The 14,737-nt window shown below is 60.2% G+C and carries 15 protein-coding genes; 7 read left to right on the top strand and 8 right to left on the bottom strand.

From position 1 onward, the window contains the following. Positions 1–188: 188 nt before the first annotated feature. The 3 genes from B9P63_RS07850 to B9P63_RS07840 are packed head-to-tail and all read right to left on the bottom strand — an operon-like array spanning position 189 to position 3,056. A complete protein-coding gene (locus B9P63_RS07850) occupies positions 189–1,190 on the bottom strand; it encodes a YcjF family protein (protein WP_085308312.1) in 1,002 nt (333 codons plus the stop codon). Beyond that, positions 1,183–1,644, bottom strand: a complete 462-nt coding sequence (locus B9P63_RS07845; RefSeq protein WP_085308010.1) for a GNAT family N-acetyltransferase — start codon at positions 1,642–1,644, stop codon at positions 1,183–1,185. Before B9P63_RS07845 ends, B9P63_RS07850 begins: the two co-directional genes overlap by 8 nt. After that, on the bottom strand, positions 1,641–3,056 hold the full coding sequence (locus tag B9P63_RS07840; protein WP_085308009.1) for a YcjX family GTP-binding protein: 1,416 nt from the start codon (positions 3,054–3,056) through the stop codon (positions 1,641–1,643). Before B9P63_RS07840 ends, B9P63_RS07845 begins: the two co-directional genes overlap by 4 nt. 116 nt (positions 3,057–3,172) lie before the next feature. On the opposite strand from B9P63_RS07840, the gene truA reads away from it, so the two are divergent. After that, positions 3,173–3,943, top strand: a complete 771-nt coding sequence (gene truA, locus B9P63_RS07835) for a tRNA pseudouridine(38-40) synthase TruA (protein ID WP_085308008.1) — start codon at positions 3,173–3,175, stop codon at positions 3,941–3,943. Positions 3,944–4,046: 103 nt separating this feature from the next. Here truA and B9P63_RS07830 read toward each other — a convergent pair whose 3' ends face one another. The 5 genes from B9P63_RS07830 to B9P63_RS07810 form a co-directional block, all read right to left on the bottom strand. Continuing rightward, positions 4,047–4,487 (bottom strand): DUF3726 domain-containing protein, encoded by a 441-nt coding sequence (locus B9P63_RS07830; protein ID WP_085308007.1) that lies wholly within the window; start codon positions 4,485–4,487, stop codon positions 4,047–4,049. Positions 4,488–4,489: 2 nt separating this feature from the next. Continuing rightward, the gene (locus tag B9P63_RS07825; RefSeq protein WP_085308006.1) at positions 4,490–6,142 is read right to left on the bottom strand and encodes a hypothetical protein; all 1,653 of its coding nucleotides are present in this window, start codon (positions 6,140–6,142) and stop codon (positions 4,490–4,492) included. Further along, a complete protein-coding gene (locus tag B9P63_RS07820; RefSeq protein WP_085308005.1) occupies positions 6,139–7,122 on the bottom strand; it encodes a membrane dipeptidase in 984 nt (327 codons plus the stop codon). The genes B9P63_RS07825 and B9P63_RS07820 overlap by 4 nt, the downstream gene beginning before the upstream one ends. 89 nt (positions 7,123–7,211) lie before the next feature. Beyond that, a complete protein-coding gene (locus B9P63_RS07815) occupies positions 7,212–7,706 on the bottom strand; it encodes a ClbS/DfsB family four-helix bundle protein (RefSeq protein WP_085308004.1) in 495 nt (164 codons plus the stop codon). Positions 7,707–7,787: 81 nt separating this feature from the next. Beyond that, on the bottom strand, positions 7,788–8,237 hold the full coding sequence (locus B9P63_RS07810) for a nucleoside deaminase (RefSeq protein WP_085308003.1): 450 nt from the start codon (positions 8,235–8,237) through the stop codon (positions 7,788–7,790). Between the two features lie 57 nt (positions 8,238–8,294). Between B9P63_RS07810 and B9P63_RS07805 the strand changes: the two genes are divergently transcribed. The 6 genes from B9P63_RS07805 to B9P63_RS07780 all read left to right on the top strand — a co-directional run bounded on the left by B9P63_RS07805 (position 8,295) and on the right by B9P63_RS07780 (position 14,711). Then, positions 8,295–9,344: a pseudouridine synthase gene (locus B9P63_RS07805; RefSeq protein WP_085308002.1), complete on the top strand. Its 1,050-nt coding sequence runs from the start codon at positions 8,295–8,297 to the stop codon at positions 9,342–9,344. A gap of 104 nt (positions 9,345–9,448) precedes the next feature. Further along, the gene (locus tag B9P63_RS07800; RefSeq protein WP_085308001.1) at positions 9,449–10,267 is read left to right on the top strand and encodes a TerC family protein; all 819 of its coding nucleotides are present in this window, start codon (positions 9,449–9,451) and stop codon (positions 10,265–10,267) included. Positions 10,268–10,471: 204 nt separating this feature from the next. Next, the gene (locus B9P63_RS07795; RefSeq protein ID WP_085308000.1) at positions 10,472–11,377 is read left to right on the top strand and encodes a 5-bromo-4-chloroindolyl phosphate hydrolysis family protein; all 906 of its coding nucleotides are present in this window, start codon (positions 10,472–10,474) and stop codon (positions 11,375–11,377) included. A gap of 30 nt (positions 11,378–11,407) precedes the next feature. After that, positions 11,408–12,601: a toxic anion resistance protein gene (locus tag B9P63_RS07790; protein ID WP_085307999.1), complete on the top strand. Its 1,194-nt coding sequence runs from the start codon at positions 11,408–11,410 to the stop codon at positions 12,599–12,601. A 97-nt stretch (positions 12,602–12,698) separates the two neighbouring features. After that, the gene (locus B9P63_RS07785; RefSeq protein ID WP_085308311.1) at positions 12,699–13,562 is read left to right on the top strand and encodes a DUF2927 domain-containing protein; all 864 of its coding nucleotides are present in this window, start codon (positions 12,699–12,701) and stop codon (positions 13,560–13,562) included. A gap of 39 nt (positions 13,563–13,601) precedes the next feature. Further along, positions 13,602–14,711, top strand: coding sequence for an SPFH domain-containing protein (locus B9P63_RS07780; protein ID WP_085307998.1), 1,110 nt, complete (start codon positions 13,602–13,604; stop codon positions 14,709–14,711). The last annotated feature ends 26 nt before the right edge of the window (positions 14,712–14,737 follow it).

Below are 14,737 nucleotides of genomic sequence, written 5' to 3'. Positions count from 1 at the left end.
CATATGCGCTTTGACGTTAGCCCATGGGCTCTCAACACTCCCCTTCGCACTCAGCGCCGCTTCAAGCTGTTCGACCCGCGCCGCAAGTGCCCGCGTTCTACGCGACAGAACCAAAACACCAATCGGCGCAAGCAATACCGCAAGCCCGACAAGAACCGCAACAAGAACAAGAAAACCATCCACTAAAACTATCCTTTATCGCCGAACAATCCCGTCAGCGCGCCCCGCACAAGTGCGGTGACAGAAGGACGCTTCAGCGCGACAAAGGGCAAGGGGCGGCACACTTCCATCGCCGCCACGCCCACACGCGCGGTCAATGCACCGTTCACCACCCCCTCGCCAAAGCGGCGCGAAATCTTGCCAAGCACCCCGCCCCCCGCAATGGAGGACAGGAAGTCATCTCCGACGGCAACCGCGCCAGTGGCCACAAGATGCGTCATCACCGCCCGCGTGAGGCGCCAATTGCCCAGCACACCAGAGCGTCCACCGTAAATTTCTGCAATGCGCCGGATCATCCGTAAGTTCGAGGTCAGCGCAGTTGCAACATCCGCAAGCGCCAGCGGCACCAGCGCCGTGACCATCGCCACCTGCCGCGCCGCAGCCTCCACTTCGCGCATCGCGGCGCCATCGAGCGGCCCCAGCACATCGCGCTCCGCAATATCCAGCAGTGCATCGCCGTCGAGCACTTCAGCGCCTTTCTCGGCCAGGCTCTCGCGCCCCCAACGGGTATCCTCGCGCCCGCCGTAGAGCCGCGTTATTTGCCCGATCACCGCCCGCGCGTCCTCAAGTTCGCCACTGGCGCGTGCCGCCTCGCCTGCGCGGTGGATCACATCCATCCGCCCCAAGCGCGAAAAAGCGGCAAGTTCACGCAAGCCCATCACCAGAAGCACTAGAATGAAGGCGGCAATGAGCGCCGTTACCGCATACCCGAGCAGCGGCATGCGCGCGATCAAGCCCACGGCAAAATCCCAAGCCGCCAAGGAGATCACAAAGCCCGTCAATGATAGCAGCAAGCCCCAGAACCATTTCATCAACCTTGAGGGCCTGCGCGCCGCCAATCGCGCAGCGCTCTGCATCGCCTGCCCCCTCGGTGCCGGAATATCCAACTCCGGTACAGGCGCGGCCGCTTCGGGGCCTTGCTCGGGTGCGGGCGCATCATCGAGATCAATTAATACCGGACCTTTAGCCATCATCGTTTTCCTTCAGTGACCGCGTCCAGACATATGAAATATCCGGCAAGCCCTCTTCATTGCGCGTGCCGTCCGTGCGCTCCGCTTCGCTAAATCCGTGGCGCTGGTAAAACCGCTGCGCGCCCGCGTTCGCCTGAAACGTCCAAAGCTGCAATCGCTGCACCCGCGCTTTGGCATGGCCTATGAGCGCGCTGCCGATCCCCGCGTTCTGGCGCTTTCCGATCACGTAAAGCGAATGCACCTCTGCGCCGTCCAGCGCCAAAAATCCGGCGACGTCGCCGCCACTCTCGCAGACTGTCACCCAGCCGCGATCAATCAAATCACCCATATGCGCCACATCCTGCGCCGCGCTATGCAGCTTGGGCTTCCACGCATTCGCCGCCACCGCCTCGGAAATCATCGCTCCGAGCTTGCCCGCATCCGTGCTGCGCGCAGCCCTTAAAACCAGTGTCATAGCTTGTCCCCGATCAAGAACTGTGCCGCTTTATCAAGTCTTATATGCGGCGGACCGAACCCTGGTTTTAACGTCAAGGGCGCAGGCGCAAAGCGCATGATCTCGTAATCCTGATCGAGCCATGCCTCCGCCCCCTCGCGTGCGGGGCCAAGCAGATGCGAGGGGTCTTTCGGCAATAAACCGGGATAAAAGGCCGCCTGTTTGCCGCTATCCAAGAGCGTGCCGCGCACACAGTCAAGCGGCGCGCCTTCGTGTTCAAGCGTTTCTTCCGTCGTCGCCCTTAGCGCGGCAAGCGACATTGACGCGGTCTTCGCCCCGGCAAACTTCGCGGTGTCGCGCGCCTCCCGCGTCAGCGCTTCCATGATGGCGGTAAGTTCTGGGTGCTGCGCGTGATGCAAATGATCCGCCTTACTGGCGGCGAACAATATCCGCTCGACCCGCTTACCCAGCAGCATCCTGCTCAGGAACGCATTGGTGCCGGGGCGAAAAGCGCTCAGGATATCCACCATCGCGCCGCGCAAATCCTCGACCGCGCGCGGCCCGCTGTTGATCGCGCCAAGCGCATCCACCAGCACCACTTGGCGATCGATCCTTGCGAAATGATCACGGAAAAACGGTTTTACCACGCGCGATTTGTAAGCCTCGTAACGCCGCTCCATTTCACGGCCCAAAGAGCGCCGCGGCGCGGCTTTTGTACCTGCCATCGGCGCAAAAGTAATCGCGGGCGAGCCTGCCAGATCACCGGGCAACAAGAACCGCCCCGGCGTGCAGTCATAAAAACCGGCACTCCGCGCGGCGTGCAAATATTCGGTAAAGCGCGCTGCCAAGGCCTGCGCCTGCGGCTCGTCGAGCTTGGCGCTCGCATCCGTTTCCCCGAGCAATGCGCGATACCCCTGCGCTTGCTCGCGCTGCGCGATGCGCTGCAAAACCTCGCCCGACCACTCCTCGTAACTCTTGTCGAGCAGCGCGAGATCAAGCAGCCATTCGCCGGGGTAATCCACAATATCCAGATGCACCGTGCGCGGCCCTTGCAAGCCGCCAAGCAATCCATTCGGCTGAACTTTCAGCGAAACGCGCAATTCGGAAATCGCCCGTGTGCTTTCTGGCCAATGTGGCTCCCGCGCTGTCAGCGCCCCCAGATGCGCCTCATAATCAAAACGCGGCACGGTATCGTCGGGTTGGGGCTGCAAATAGGCCGCTGTGATGCGCCCTTCGGCGGCGGCCAAAAGCTGCGGCATGCGTCCGCGATCAAGCAGGTTAGCGACCAGCGACGTGATGAACACCGTCTTGCCCGAACGCGCGAGGCCGGTTACGCCAAGGCGGATCACAGGTTCAAAGAGCGTCTCGCTCACCGTGTCGCGTGCGCCCTCGATGGTGCGCACGATCCCCTCTGCGATGCTTGATATGACCACGTCCCGCTGCCCCGACCTAATTATACTTACCTATTCAAAGGATAGGGGCGCACCGAGCACGATACCAGAGGGGAAAAGCATTGCCGCTTGCCCCCTTGATCGCTAAGAGCGTCGCCATGCCCAGATATGCCCTCCAAGTAGAATACCACGGCGCGCCCTTCGTCGGCTGGCAACGCCAGCGCGCACAGACCTCCGTACAAGGCCAGATCGAGACGGCTTTGGCCAAGCTCGAACCAGGCCCCCATACGATAGCCGCTGCGGGGCGAACCGATGCCGGTGTGCACGCATGGGGACAAGTGGCGCATTGCGACCTTGTAAAAGACTGGGAGCCAAGCCGCCTCGCGGGTGCGCTGAATTTCCATCTCAAGCCTGATCCCATCGCGATCGTCGCCTGCGCGCAAGTTGAAGGCGACTGGCACGCACGCTTTTCTGCGCTGGAGCGCGCTTACGAATTTCGCCTGCTGATGCGCCGCCCCCCCGCGACCCATGATGCGGGCCTTGTGTGGCAAATCTCGCATCAACTCGACGTTGCCGCCATGCAGGAAGGCGCGCGTCACCTTGTCGGACATCACGACTTCACCACCTTCCGTTCCACGCTCTGTCAGTCACAAAGCCCGGTAAAGACCCTCGATGAACTGAGCATCAAACAAATCGCCGGCCCCTCTGGCCCCGAAGTGCGCTTTTCCCTGCGTGCACGCTCGTTCCTTCATAATCAAGTGCGCAGCTTTTTAGGATCGCTCGTGCAGGTCGGCTCAGGCGTGTGGCAACCCGATGACGTGAAATCCGCGCTCGAGGCGCGCACCCGCTCCGCCTGCGGTCCCGTCAGCCCACCCCATGGCCTCTACCTTGCCGCCGTCACCTATCCCACCGATATCTTCAGCGCCTGACCTCCCTTTACACTGGCCGCCTTTATCTTCTCTGGTCCTGAAATACCTCGGGGGAGTCTTGGGAAAGCCTTGGCTTTGCCAAGACGGGGGCAGCGCCCCCTCTTTAATCGTTATCCGTCAAACCCGCGCCAGCCCCCGCCAATCGAGAGGCCTCGCTTTCAGGCACGAAGGTGCGTTCTGCATAGCTTTGCAACTGCGCCCAGAGGCTCTTATCCACCTCGAACGGCCCGACGGCTGCATTCTCGGCCTGCATCACTGTTAGCAATTCCTGCGAAAAACTTGCCTCCAAAGTGGCCTCTACTGCCGCATTTCGCAAATCGCACCACGCCGTGATCGCAAGAACAGGATGCCCACCCAACACGACACCGCCCTCTAAACGCGGCAGATCGCACTCAAGGCCCAGCAAATCCGGCACGATTCCCAGCGCGCCCAAACCCGCTAAAGCAGGCGCAACACGCGCCAAATCCTCTGCGCAGCCCAGCGGCATACCAGCCCCGCGCGCCGCTTTCAGAACCATCCCCGAAATCTCGTTGGCCGAGCGCATGGCTACCCCTCGAAGGTGGGCAACCACCAATCATCTGCCGCCTGCAATTCGTCAAAAAGCGGCGCACCCTGACACATGGTAATCCGCGTCCAGCGATCCGACTTAGGATCGAATTTGGCCGCCCCGAAGAACGAGAGCTTGCAGCGCAGCATATCTATCGGCAAGCACTGCGCGCCGATCAGATTGTCGCGAATTTCGCTGTAAGGCGCTTTGGCAAGGTTTTGTACGCGCCGCGCGGCAAAGCGCAAATCGGGGCGGCGCATCAAAAGCTCCGCCGTGATCCCGTCCTGCCCATCCAGCGCACGCGAAAGCCGCTGGACCTGCCGTGCGATATCAAGCGGGCTTTCCAGATCGGCCCCCTCTTCGATATGGCGCAGGCCCAAACGCGGTTCCTGTTTGGCCTCCGAGACATACCAGAATTGCGCGCTCTCGCTCTTGCTCTTGAAATCCAAACCAACCGCCCAATCCCAATCGCGCGCAATCAATGCGCGCAGATCAGCCAGCGGCATGCCAGGTTCGATCTCAGCCTCGTAGGGATTGGCCATGCACTCGGTCAGCCCGTCGATCAAGTCCCCGAACGGTTCCAGCAAAAGCGCGATCAGCAATTCTTGCGTGTCCTCGAACCAGCCCTCCGAGCCTTGCAAAACGCGTGCGAGCGGATCTGCCTGCGGCAAACACTCGCCAAGCAATGCCTGAACTCTCGCCCAATCGTGCCGGATTTGCAAAATCCGCGCTTCCGCACCCGCATCCGGGACGCTCCATTCGCTTAGGTGAAGCGAGGCGCGCTGGGCAAGCGCAAGGATCGTTTGTTGTTGATCCGCGCTTAAAGCGGGCAGCGCCGCCACCCGCGCGAGCGCGGTTTCGCGCACTTGCATCCAACTATCGAGTAGGCGTGGATGGCTAACCAAGAAGGGTGCCATGCCAAGGCCCGTTGAATTGCCGATCCCCAAATGCCGCTTTAATCTTGGATCGAGCGGGGCGCCGCCCACATGCTCGGCAAGGTCGTGGGTGAAGCCGCGAATGAGCCAGACCGTGAGCATTTCCGCCGCAAAAGGCCCCCCAAGGCAGGGGCGTGCGGCGATATGGGCGCGGTCCGCAATGCCGAATTTACCGTTGCCATAAACGGCGGTGGTGCGCATCAGGTAGCCCACGTCACGCACCATGGCTTCATCAGGCTGATCGCCTCTCTTCAGCGCATCCGTGACGTGCTGGAACAGGCGAACGGATTTATTGGCCCGGCTGAGCACGAGATCACGTGCGGTGTAGCGCGACGCCTCTTGTTTGGGCGCAGTGGCCACGATGCGCGCAATTTCGCTCGCGTCCGGGATGCCATCATAGAGGACATAAGCGGTGTCCCACGCGGTCGCGATCACGCGATCCGTGCGCATCTCCGGCGGAAGATCCGTGGAAATTGCGACGAGCGAATAGTCATACCCCCCGAGCGAGATCGTATAGACCGCATGGCCAAATCCGTCCGCATCCATTTCCCAAACAGCTCGCTGCACCTGCACATTCTGGGCCGATAGATCGCGCATCAGCGTGCGCAAGAACGACAGCCGCGTCGGGAACATCGCGCCCATGCGGCGCAGGCGCATCACCGTGCTTGGCGGGCGCAGGGCCATTTGGGGCGTAATTTCGAGCTCAGGCGCGCTCATGCCGCCGGCCCGAAAGACGCGTCGTAGAAATTCAACCAATTGCCGCCCATGATCCCCTCCATTTCCGCCGTGCTAAAGCCCACGTCCAGCAGGCCTTGCGAGATATTTGCAAAGTCGCGATTGTCGTTGAACCAGCTTGGCATCGGCGGGAAGCCTGCGTCGCTGGCGCTGCCCTCGCCATAATCGATCACCTTGCTCCAACGCCCGACGCGCATCCACTCCACGATGCTGTCGGGTTGATCTTGGCAAAGATCGGTCCCGATCCCGAGAGCTTCTGCGCCATAGCGCGTGGCCGCCTCCGCCACCATTTCACAGAAGTCATTCAAAGTGCAATTAGAGCCACCCTTGAGATGATGCGGATAGACAGAAAAGCCGAGCATACCGCCCCTGCCCGTCAGCGCCTTGAGCACCTCGTCAGATTTGTTGCGCAGCGCAGGATGCCACCAATGCGGGTTTGCATGGGTTATGGCGATGGGGCGGGAGGAGTGATCGATCGCCTCCAGCGTCGAGCGGTCCGCAGAATGGGACATATCCACGACCATGCCGACGCGGTTCATTTCGCGCACGACCTGCTTGCCCATGCGCGTGAGGCCCGTGTCCTCATCCTCGTAACAGCCTGTGGCAAGCAAGGATTGGTTGTTATAGGTCAGTTGCATGAAGCGGATGCCAAGCTGGTGGCAGATTTCCACGAGGCCGATGTCGTCCTCTATGGGGCTGGGGTTTTGAAAGCCGAAGAAGATCGCGGTACGCCCCGTTTCTTGGGCAAGGCGCACGTCAGCCGCGCTGGTGCCTTTAAAGATCAGCTCCGGGAAGCGCTCGAACCAGCGGTTGAAGACTTCGAGGTTAAGCACCATTTCACGAAAACTCTCGTGATAGGCGATGGTGACATGGACCGCGTCGACGCCGCCCGCGCGCATCTGGCGGAAGATGGTTTCGGACCAGTTGGCGTATTGCAGGTTGTCGATCAGGGGTGTTTTCATGGGCGTCACGCTGGCCTGAAAGCGCTACGCGGGCAAGGTAAAAAATTCTTGTCCGAAGAATTTTCCTTCCGATTTTTCTCGAAAAATCGCTACTCCGAAGTACACAAACGCGCTCGGATGTATTTCGAAGCCGAGCGGTAGTGCGAGGCCCCAGCCGCTTCTGCGAAGCGCCCGGTGCTCCATTTGCTGCCTGTGCCTTTCATTGGAGCGCCGTAAAGCGCCAAATCGGAGGTGTCATCCAAAAAGTCACCCAGCGCAGCATGCGCTCTGCGCAACACGCCCCAAGCTGCATCCCACCCCATATCCATTTGGCGCACGCGAAGCACGGCATTGTAGTCCGCAAGCTGGTTCCATTTGTACCCTATGGCGGGAATATGCACGTGGCGGCCCGCTTGCCCGTCCGCGTGCCAGCCAAGGAACAAGTCGATCCAATGGGCACGGTGCGCGAGCACATCCTTGATCGAGATGTCGTCTTCTTTAAGCAACGCAAATTCGGGCGGGAGTTGAGCCAAGAGCGCTTGTAACTTGGCGAATTCCTTTATGGTCACAGCGATCAAATCGGCTTTGTTGTTCGCTGAGGGCATGTTTGGCTCCTTTGCAAACAGGTTGGTGCGAAGCCGGCACTCCAATATTGAGCGCAATCAAATTTTCGCAGAAAATTTGGACTAGCCCCGTTTTTCTGCAAAAAACGACTTTAAGAGCGCAGATGCCTCATCTGCCCCGATCCCGTCATAGACCTCCGGCGCATGATGGCTTTGAGCGCGCTCGAACACACGCGCGCCAACAGTTACTCCGCCCGATTTCGGATCGGCCGCCCCAAAATAGAGCCGTGCAATACGGGCATGGGCAATCGCGCCTGCACACATGGCGCAGGGCTCTAGCGTCACATATAGATCGCAGCCGCTCAGGCGATCCTGCCCCAAAGCCGCGCAAGCCGCGCGGATCGCGACGATTTCGGCATGCGCAGAAGGATCGCACCCGCTGCGCGTCGCATTGCGCCCGCGCCCGATGATTTCACCGCCGCGCACCACAACCGCGCCCACAGGCACTTCGCCCGCCTCGCCGGCAAGGCGCGCCTGCTCCAGCGCATCCTTCATAAAAGAGGTGAAACTCATCCCGTTTGCCCTATGATCGCGCTTTCGCTGCGCACCGCTTTAGCCTAAAGCAAGCCCATGGATACAGAAACACCCAAAGGCGAGCGTATCGCAAAAGTCCTGGCCCGCGCGGGCGTCGCCTCGCGCCGTGAGGCAGAGCGCATGATCGAAGCCGGGCGCATTGCCGTTAACGGCAAGGTCATCGACAGCCCCGCGCTGAACGTGGACGTGCGCGCGCGCATCACCGTTGACGGCAAGCCGATGACCCCGCCAGAGCCACCGCGTCTGTGGATGTATCACAAGCCGCCGGGCCTTGTAACGACCGACAGTGACGAGAAGGGTCGCAAGACGATCTACCAAGATTTGCCCGAAGATATGCCCCGCGTGATGAGCGTTGGACGACTTGATCTCAACTCCGAGGGCCTCATTCTTTTGACAAACGATGGCGGCCTCAAGCGCAAACTCGAGCTCCCCGCGACAGGCTGGCTACGTAAATACCGCGTGCGCATCAACGGCCGCCCCACCGAGGAAACATTCGAGCCACTGCGCCGCGGTCTCAACCTGCAGGGCGAAATATTCCAGCCGATGATGGTGAGCATTGATCGCCAGCAAGGCGCGAATGCGTGGCTGACGATCGGTATCCGCGAGGGCAAGAACCGCGAAATCCGCCGCGCTATGGAAGCGATCCAGCTGAATGTGAACCGTTTGATTCGCGTCAGCTATGGTCCTTTCCAACTTGGAAATCTCAAGGTGAGTGGCGTCGAAGAACTGCGCCGCAAGGTACTGCGCGACCAGCTTGGTATGACGGACGAGGATTTAGAAGCCCCCGGCGCACCAGCCAAACCAGCACGTCCCGTGCGAGGTAAAACAAGCGTTGTGCGCGGCAAGCGCCCGCCTTTGAACAAAGGCCCTTTGCGCGGCAAGGACGCCTTTGCCGATAGCGATCCGCTGGCACGCGCCAAGCCTGCCGGAAAACCGGGTGGAAAACCGACAGGCAAGCCGTCTGGCAAACCAAGCGGTAGCAAAGCCTTCGGTAAACCGATGGACCGCAAAGGCGGCAAAGCGGGGGCAAAGCCCGGCTTCAAGTCAGGCCCCAACACAGGATCTAAATCTGGTCCAAAACGCTAGCGCGCGTTCAAACGCTCTGAATTCCCCCTATCTCCCTGCCCGAGCGCTCCGCTATTGGGCGGGAAAAACAAGGCATCATGCCACTTTCCACGGGGGATAGACCTATGGCCGACCTGCTCACTATCGAGAACCTGATCAACCTTGTCATGCTGTGCTTTTTGCAAGCGGTGCTGGGCTTTGACAACCTGCTTTATATTTCCATCGAAAGCCAACGCGCGCCGGTGGCACAGCAAAAGGCGGTGCGCTATTGGGGCATCATAATCGCGGTCGCGCTGCGGGTGGTTCTGCTGTTCGTGATGATCCGGTTGATCGACGCCATGGCCGAACCATTCTTCGTGCTCGCATGGGAGGGGATCATCACGGGCGGTGTGAATTTCGCCACTCTCGTATTCATTATCGGCGGCATCTTCATCATGTATACGGCCGTGAAAGAGATTGGCCATATGCTCACAATTGAGCACCTTGGCACCGACGTCGAGGGCAAGGGCGGCAAATCGGCGGCCAGGGTCGTGGCGATGATCGTCACCATGAACCTCATTTTCTCGTTCGATTCCGTGCTCTCGGCGCTTGCGATCACCGATGTCTTCCCGATCCTCGCCTTTGCGATTATCCTGTCGGGCATCGCCATGCTGGTGCTTGCCGACGGGGTCACGCGCTTTTTGGAGAAGAACCGCATGTACGAAGTGCTAGGCCTGTTCATCTTGCTGATTGTCGGCGTTGTCCTTTTAGGCGAAGCGGGCCAAGCGGCGGCGCATGCGATGCACGACGACAGCCTCGCGCTGCGCGTGTTCGGTTATGAGGTCATTCCGATGTCCAAGAGCACGTTCTACTTTTCGGTCATCGTTCTGGTCGCGGTCGAGGTAATCCAATCGGGCTACACGCGCAAATTGAACGCACAGCGCCGCACCGCCGCGCGCCATTGAAGCGGAATTTCGCAAATCGGGGAACGCGCGCGCGTTTTTCCCCCGATCGCACTGGTTTTTCTGCGCGCGCAAGCACATAGTTATACGACAACGCTGCAACGGGGGGCACGCATGAGCGGAACAGGTCTTCAGAAATTTGCCTATATCGCGCTGATTGTGCTGCTCTTCGGGGTTTCCTCGGGCTGGCTTGGGGGGCTTTAGAGCATGGCACAGAAATTTGGTGGCAAATTCAGCCCCGACGGCGGCGGTGATGGCAAGGACAGCGGCGCGCAGCGCGCGGCGCGTAACAGCTTCGAGGGCACAAACCCTGATGCGGCTGGCGCGCGCTCGAACGGATTGTTCGCACCTGCGATCGTTTTGGTGGCTACCACGTTTTCAGATGGTGCGATCCCGCTGGCCGTTGGCCTGATTGGCGCGGGGGCGCTGACGCTCTCGGCTTGGCTTTTGCGCTCGGGCCTGCGCGCCGAAGCGGAATATAATGCGCGCAAGATTGCCCGTCGCCCTGCCCTGCCGCGCAAGATGATGGCGTCGGTTCTCACGGGCATCGGCTGCGCGCTGGCCGTGATCGCGCATCTTAACAGCTTTGATATCCTCTCGCCGCTGATCTTCGGCCTTGCAGGCCTTGGCCTGCATATGGCCGCTTTCGGGCTTGATCCGATGAAAAACAAGGGTATGGAGGGGATCGACACCTTCCAACAAGACCGCGTCAGCCGCGTCGTGGACGAGGCAGAAAGCCACCTTGCCGCCATGTCCGATGCAATCCTGCGCGCCGGTGATCGCGGCATGGAAAAGCGCGTGGAGCAGTTTCAGCGCACCGCGCGCGAGCTATTCCGCACCGTCGAAGAAGACCCGCGCGATCTGACCGCTGCGCGCAAATACATGGGCGTTTACTTGCGCGGTGCCAAGGATGCGAGCGTGAAATTCGCCGACATCTACGCGCGCACGGGTGACGTGAAGGCGCGCGCGGATTACGCTGCCCTGCTCGATGATCTGGAGCAAAATTTCTCTGCTAGAACCCGCAAAATGCTACTGGATGACCGCAGTGATTTGAATGTTGAAATCGAAGTGCTGCGCGAACGCTTGCAGCGCGAGGGCGTCCGCCCGTCTTAATGAGTCTGTTTTAAACTGGAGTACCTGAATATGGCCGCTACTACCCAAGCCAAAGCACAAGAAGCCCTCTCGCTCGTAGAAGAGGTCAACGCTGTCATTCTCGCAGAGCCCGCGGATGCAAACGCGATTGTTCCACTTGCCGACGCCAACAAAAAGGTGAGTAAAGAAATCACCAAGCGCATGAACGAAATCGACATGGGTAACACCAACTCCATTGTTTCATTCGGCTCTGGCGCTCAGGCGGAATTGCAGGTCATCTCGCAAGCGATGCTGACGGATGTGCGCAATAAAGACGTTGGCCCTGCTGGCGATTCCCTGCGCAACATCGTCACCACCATTCGCGGCTTTTCCGTCTCCGAGCTGGACGTGCGCCGCAAACGCAGCTGGTGGGAAAAGCTCATCGGGCGCGCTGCGCCCTTCGCCAAGTTCACCGCCAAATTCGAAACCGTACAAGGCCAGATCGACAAGGTAACGGAGGATCTATTGGGCCATGAGCACACATTGCTCAAGGACATCAAATCGCTCGATATCCTCTATGACAAGACGCTGGCGTTCTACGACGAACTCGCACTTTATATCGCGGCGGGTACCGAGAAAATCCGCCTGCTCGATACCATCGACATCCCCGCCAAGGACGCTGAAGTTCAAGCTGCACCCGAGAACGATCAGGTGATGAAAGCCCAAGAATTACGCGATCTGCGGGCGGCGCGCGACGATCTGGAGCGCCGTGTGCATGACCTTAAACTCACGCGCCAGGTAACGATGCAATCGCTGCCCTCGATCCGCCTTGTACAGGAAAACGACAAATCGCTGGTCACCAAGATCAACTCGACCTTGGTTAACACCGTCCCCCTTTGGGAAACACAACTGGCGCAGGCCGTCACCATCCAGCGCTCTGCCGAGGCCGCCAAAGCCGTGCGCGCTGCCAATGATCTCACCAATGAACTCTTGACCTCGAACGCGGCAAACCTGCGCGAGAGCAACAAGATGATCCGCACTGAAATGGAGCGCGGCGTGTTCGATATCGAAGCGGTCAAGCAGGCCAATGCAGACCTGATCGGCACAATCGAGGAAAGCCTGCAAATCGCGGATGAGGGCAAGGCCAAACGCGCCGCTGCCGAGGCTGACCTCAAGAAGATGGAAAGCGACCTGCGCGACACGCTCGCAAGCGCCAAGGCCAAGGCGACGGGTACAGGCGACACCATCGGCACCGCTGCGAACTAACGTGCGAGCACAACGGCGCATATCCCCCCTCGCGGCATTGCTGGGCGCTCTCGCGCTAGCAGGCTGCGTGGGTGCGCCGCCCTCAACCGGGCCTGCGATGTCGCCGCGCCCGCACACCAAACCAGCGCTGCCCTCCGCGCCGCTTAAAGCACAATCAGAGGCAAGTCTGGCGCTCTCAACCTACTATCGCCGTGTTCAGGCCGATCTCTTGGTGCAAGGGCTTTTGCGCACCGATGGCGGCGGACCGGACACGCCCTACACCGACACGATGCTGGCGCGCAATTTTGAACAAATCGCCTTTTTCGATGAATATTCCGGCGGTGGCCTTGGCGCTGGTAATGGTCAGGCGGGTCGGCTAAAACGCTGGGAAGGCCCCGTTCGCTTTAGCGTCGAATTCGGCGCTCAGCTGAGCGAAGTGCAGCAACAACGCTACCGCGCCAACGTCGCCAGCTATGCCGCGCGCCTGTCGCGCGCCACGAACCATCCCATCGGTTTCACCGAGTCCAGTGGCAACTTCCATGTGCTGTTCATGGGCGAGGATGATCGTGATCTGGTGCAGGCCCGCGTGCGCGCCCTTGTTCCGCGCATCGACCCTGCAGCGCTGCGCATTTTCGGCAATCTGCCGCGATCCATCCATTGCCTTGTCGTTGCCTTTTCCGGTGGCCAAGGCGCTTATGGCTACACGCAGGCGGTCGCACTGATCCGCACGGAGCATCCCGATCTGATGATGCGTTCGTGTATTCACGAAGAATTGGCACAGGGCCTTGGCCTTGCCAACGACAGCCCCGCCGCACGCCCCTCTATTTTCAATGACGACGATGAATTCGCACTGCTCACCACGCATGATGCGCATCTGCTCGGCATGCTCTATGACAAGCGTTTGCAAACCGGCATGAGCCTCGACGCTGCCCGCCCCCTCCTCCGCCAGATCGCAGCGGAGCGCACGGGGGCAGGCCTATGAAACATATCTGCACAATCTCTGTGATGAAGGACTAAGCCCATGGGTATATTCGATTTTCTGACGGGCGAGTTTATCGACGTCATTCACTGGACCGACAACACGCGCGACACGATGGTCTGGCGCTTCGAGCGCGAGGGCCATGAAATCAAATACGGTGCCAAGCTCACTGTGCGCGAGGGCCAAGCGGCTGTGTTCATTCATGAGGGTCAACTCGCGGATGTGTTCACCCCCGGTCTCTACATGCTCGAGACCAACAACATGCCGATCCTGACAACGTTGAACCATTGGGATCACGGCTTCAAATCTCCGTTCAAATCCGAGGTCTATTTCGTCAACACCACGCGCTTCAACGATCTCAAATGGGGCACCAAAAACCCGATAATCGCGCGCGATCCCGAATTTGGCCCCGTGCGTTTGCGCGCGTTCGGCACGTATAGCGTCAAGGTCTCCGACCCCGCGCGGTTCCTGACGGAAATCGTCGGCACAGACGGCGAATTCACCATGGACGAAATCAGCTTCCAGATCCGCAACATCATCGTTCAGGAATTCTCGCGCACGATCGCACGCGCGGGCATTCCCGTGCTCGACATGGCGGCCAACACCCGCGAACTTGGCAAGTTGGTCGGCAAGGAAATCGAGGCGCAACTGGCTGAATATGGCCTCTCCTTGCCCGAACTCTACATCGAAAATATCTCCCTCCCCCCCGCAGTTGAGGCGGTGATGGACAAACGTACCTCCATGGGCGTGGTGGGCAACCTCAATGAATACATGCAGTTCCAAGCCGCCGAGGCACTCGGGCGCGATGGCAGCGGAGCAGCCGCAATCCAGGCCGGCATGGGTGCGGGCCTTGGCATGCAGATCGCTTCCGGCATGGCGCAGCAGGCAGGCCCTTGGGGCGCAAAGCCCGCGCAAACACCGATGACCCCACCGCCGCCACCCGTCGAACACGTCTGGCACATCACCGAGAACGGCCAAACCACAGGCCCCTTCTCCAAGGCCAAGATGGGCCGCATGGCCTCCGAGGGTGGCCTCGCCCGCGACAGCCTCGTTTGGACCGCGGGCCAGGATGGCTGGATCCGCGCCGAAGAAGTCCGCGAACTCGCGCAACTCTTCACGATCATGCCACCGCCCCCGCCTCCTGCAGGCTAACCGCGCCGCTTCATCTTGCCCTTAAA

Origin of the sequence: Planktotalea arctica (assembly GCF_002105285.1) — a bacterium.
In the GTDB taxonomy this organism is placed as follows: domain Bacteria; phylum Pseudomonadota; class Alphaproteobacteria; order Rhodobacterales; family Rhodobacteraceae; genus Planktotalea; species Planktotalea arctica.
Note: the sequence above shows the minus strand (reverse complement) of the source record. Positions and strands in the feature narration are given on the sequence as shown.

Bases quoted from the DNA above. Each gene is read 5' to 3' on its own strand.
- B9P63_RS07850 (WP_085308312.1), bottom strand. From the start codon at position 1,190: ATGGCTAAAGGTCCGGTATTAATTGATCTCGATGATGCGCCCGCACCC.
- B9P63_RS07845 (WP_085308010.1), bottom strand. From the start codon at position 1,644: ATGACACTGGTTTTAAGGGCTGCGCGCAGCACGGATGCGGGCAAGCTC.
- truA (WP_085308008.1), top strand. From the start codon at position 3,173: ATGCCCAGATATGCCCTCCAAGTAGAATACCACGGCGCGCCCTTCGTC.
- B9P63_RS07830 (WP_085308007.1), bottom strand. From the start codon at position 4,487: ATGCGCTCGGCCAACGAGATTTCGGGGATGGTTCTGAAAGCGGCGCGC.
- B9P63_RS07825 (WP_085308006.1), bottom strand. From the start codon at position 6,142: ATGAGCGCGCCTGAGCTCGAAATTACGCCCCAAATGGCCCTGCGCCCG.
- B9P63_RS07820 (WP_085308005.1), bottom strand. From the start codon at position 7,122: ATGAAAACACCCCTGATCGACAACCTGCAATACGCCAACTGGTCCGAA.
- B9P63_RS07815 (WP_085308004.1), bottom strand. From the start codon at position 7,706: ATGCCCTCAGCGAACAACAAAGCCGATTTGATCGCTGTGACCATAAAG.
- B9P63_RS07810 (WP_085308003.1), bottom strand. From the start codon at position 8,237: ATGAGTTTCACCTCTTTTATGAAGGATGCGCTGGAGCAGGCGCGCCTT.
- B9P63_RS07805 (WP_085308002.1), top strand. From the start codon at position 8,295: ATGGATACAGAAACACCCAAAGGCGAGCGTATCGCAAAAGTCCTGGCC.
- B9P63_RS07800 (WP_085308001.1), top strand. From the start codon at position 9,449: ATGGCCGACCTGCTCACTATCGAGAACCTGATCAACCTTGTCATGCTG.
- B9P63_RS07795 (WP_085308000.1), top strand. From the start codon at position 10,472: ATGGCACAGAAATTTGGTGGCAAATTCAGCCCCGACGGCGGCGGTGAT.
- B9P63_RS07790 (WP_085307999.1), top strand. From the start codon at position 11,408: ATGGCCGCTACTACCCAAGCCAAAGCACAAGAAGCCCTCTCGCTCGTA.
- B9P63_RS07785 (WP_085308311.1), top strand. From the start codon at position 12,699: ATGTCGCCGCGCCCGCACACCAAACCAGCGCTGCCCTCCGCGCCGCTT.
- B9P63_RS07780 (WP_085307998.1), top strand. From the start codon at position 13,602: ATGGGTATATTCGATTTTCTGACGGGCGAGTTTATCGACGTCATTCAC.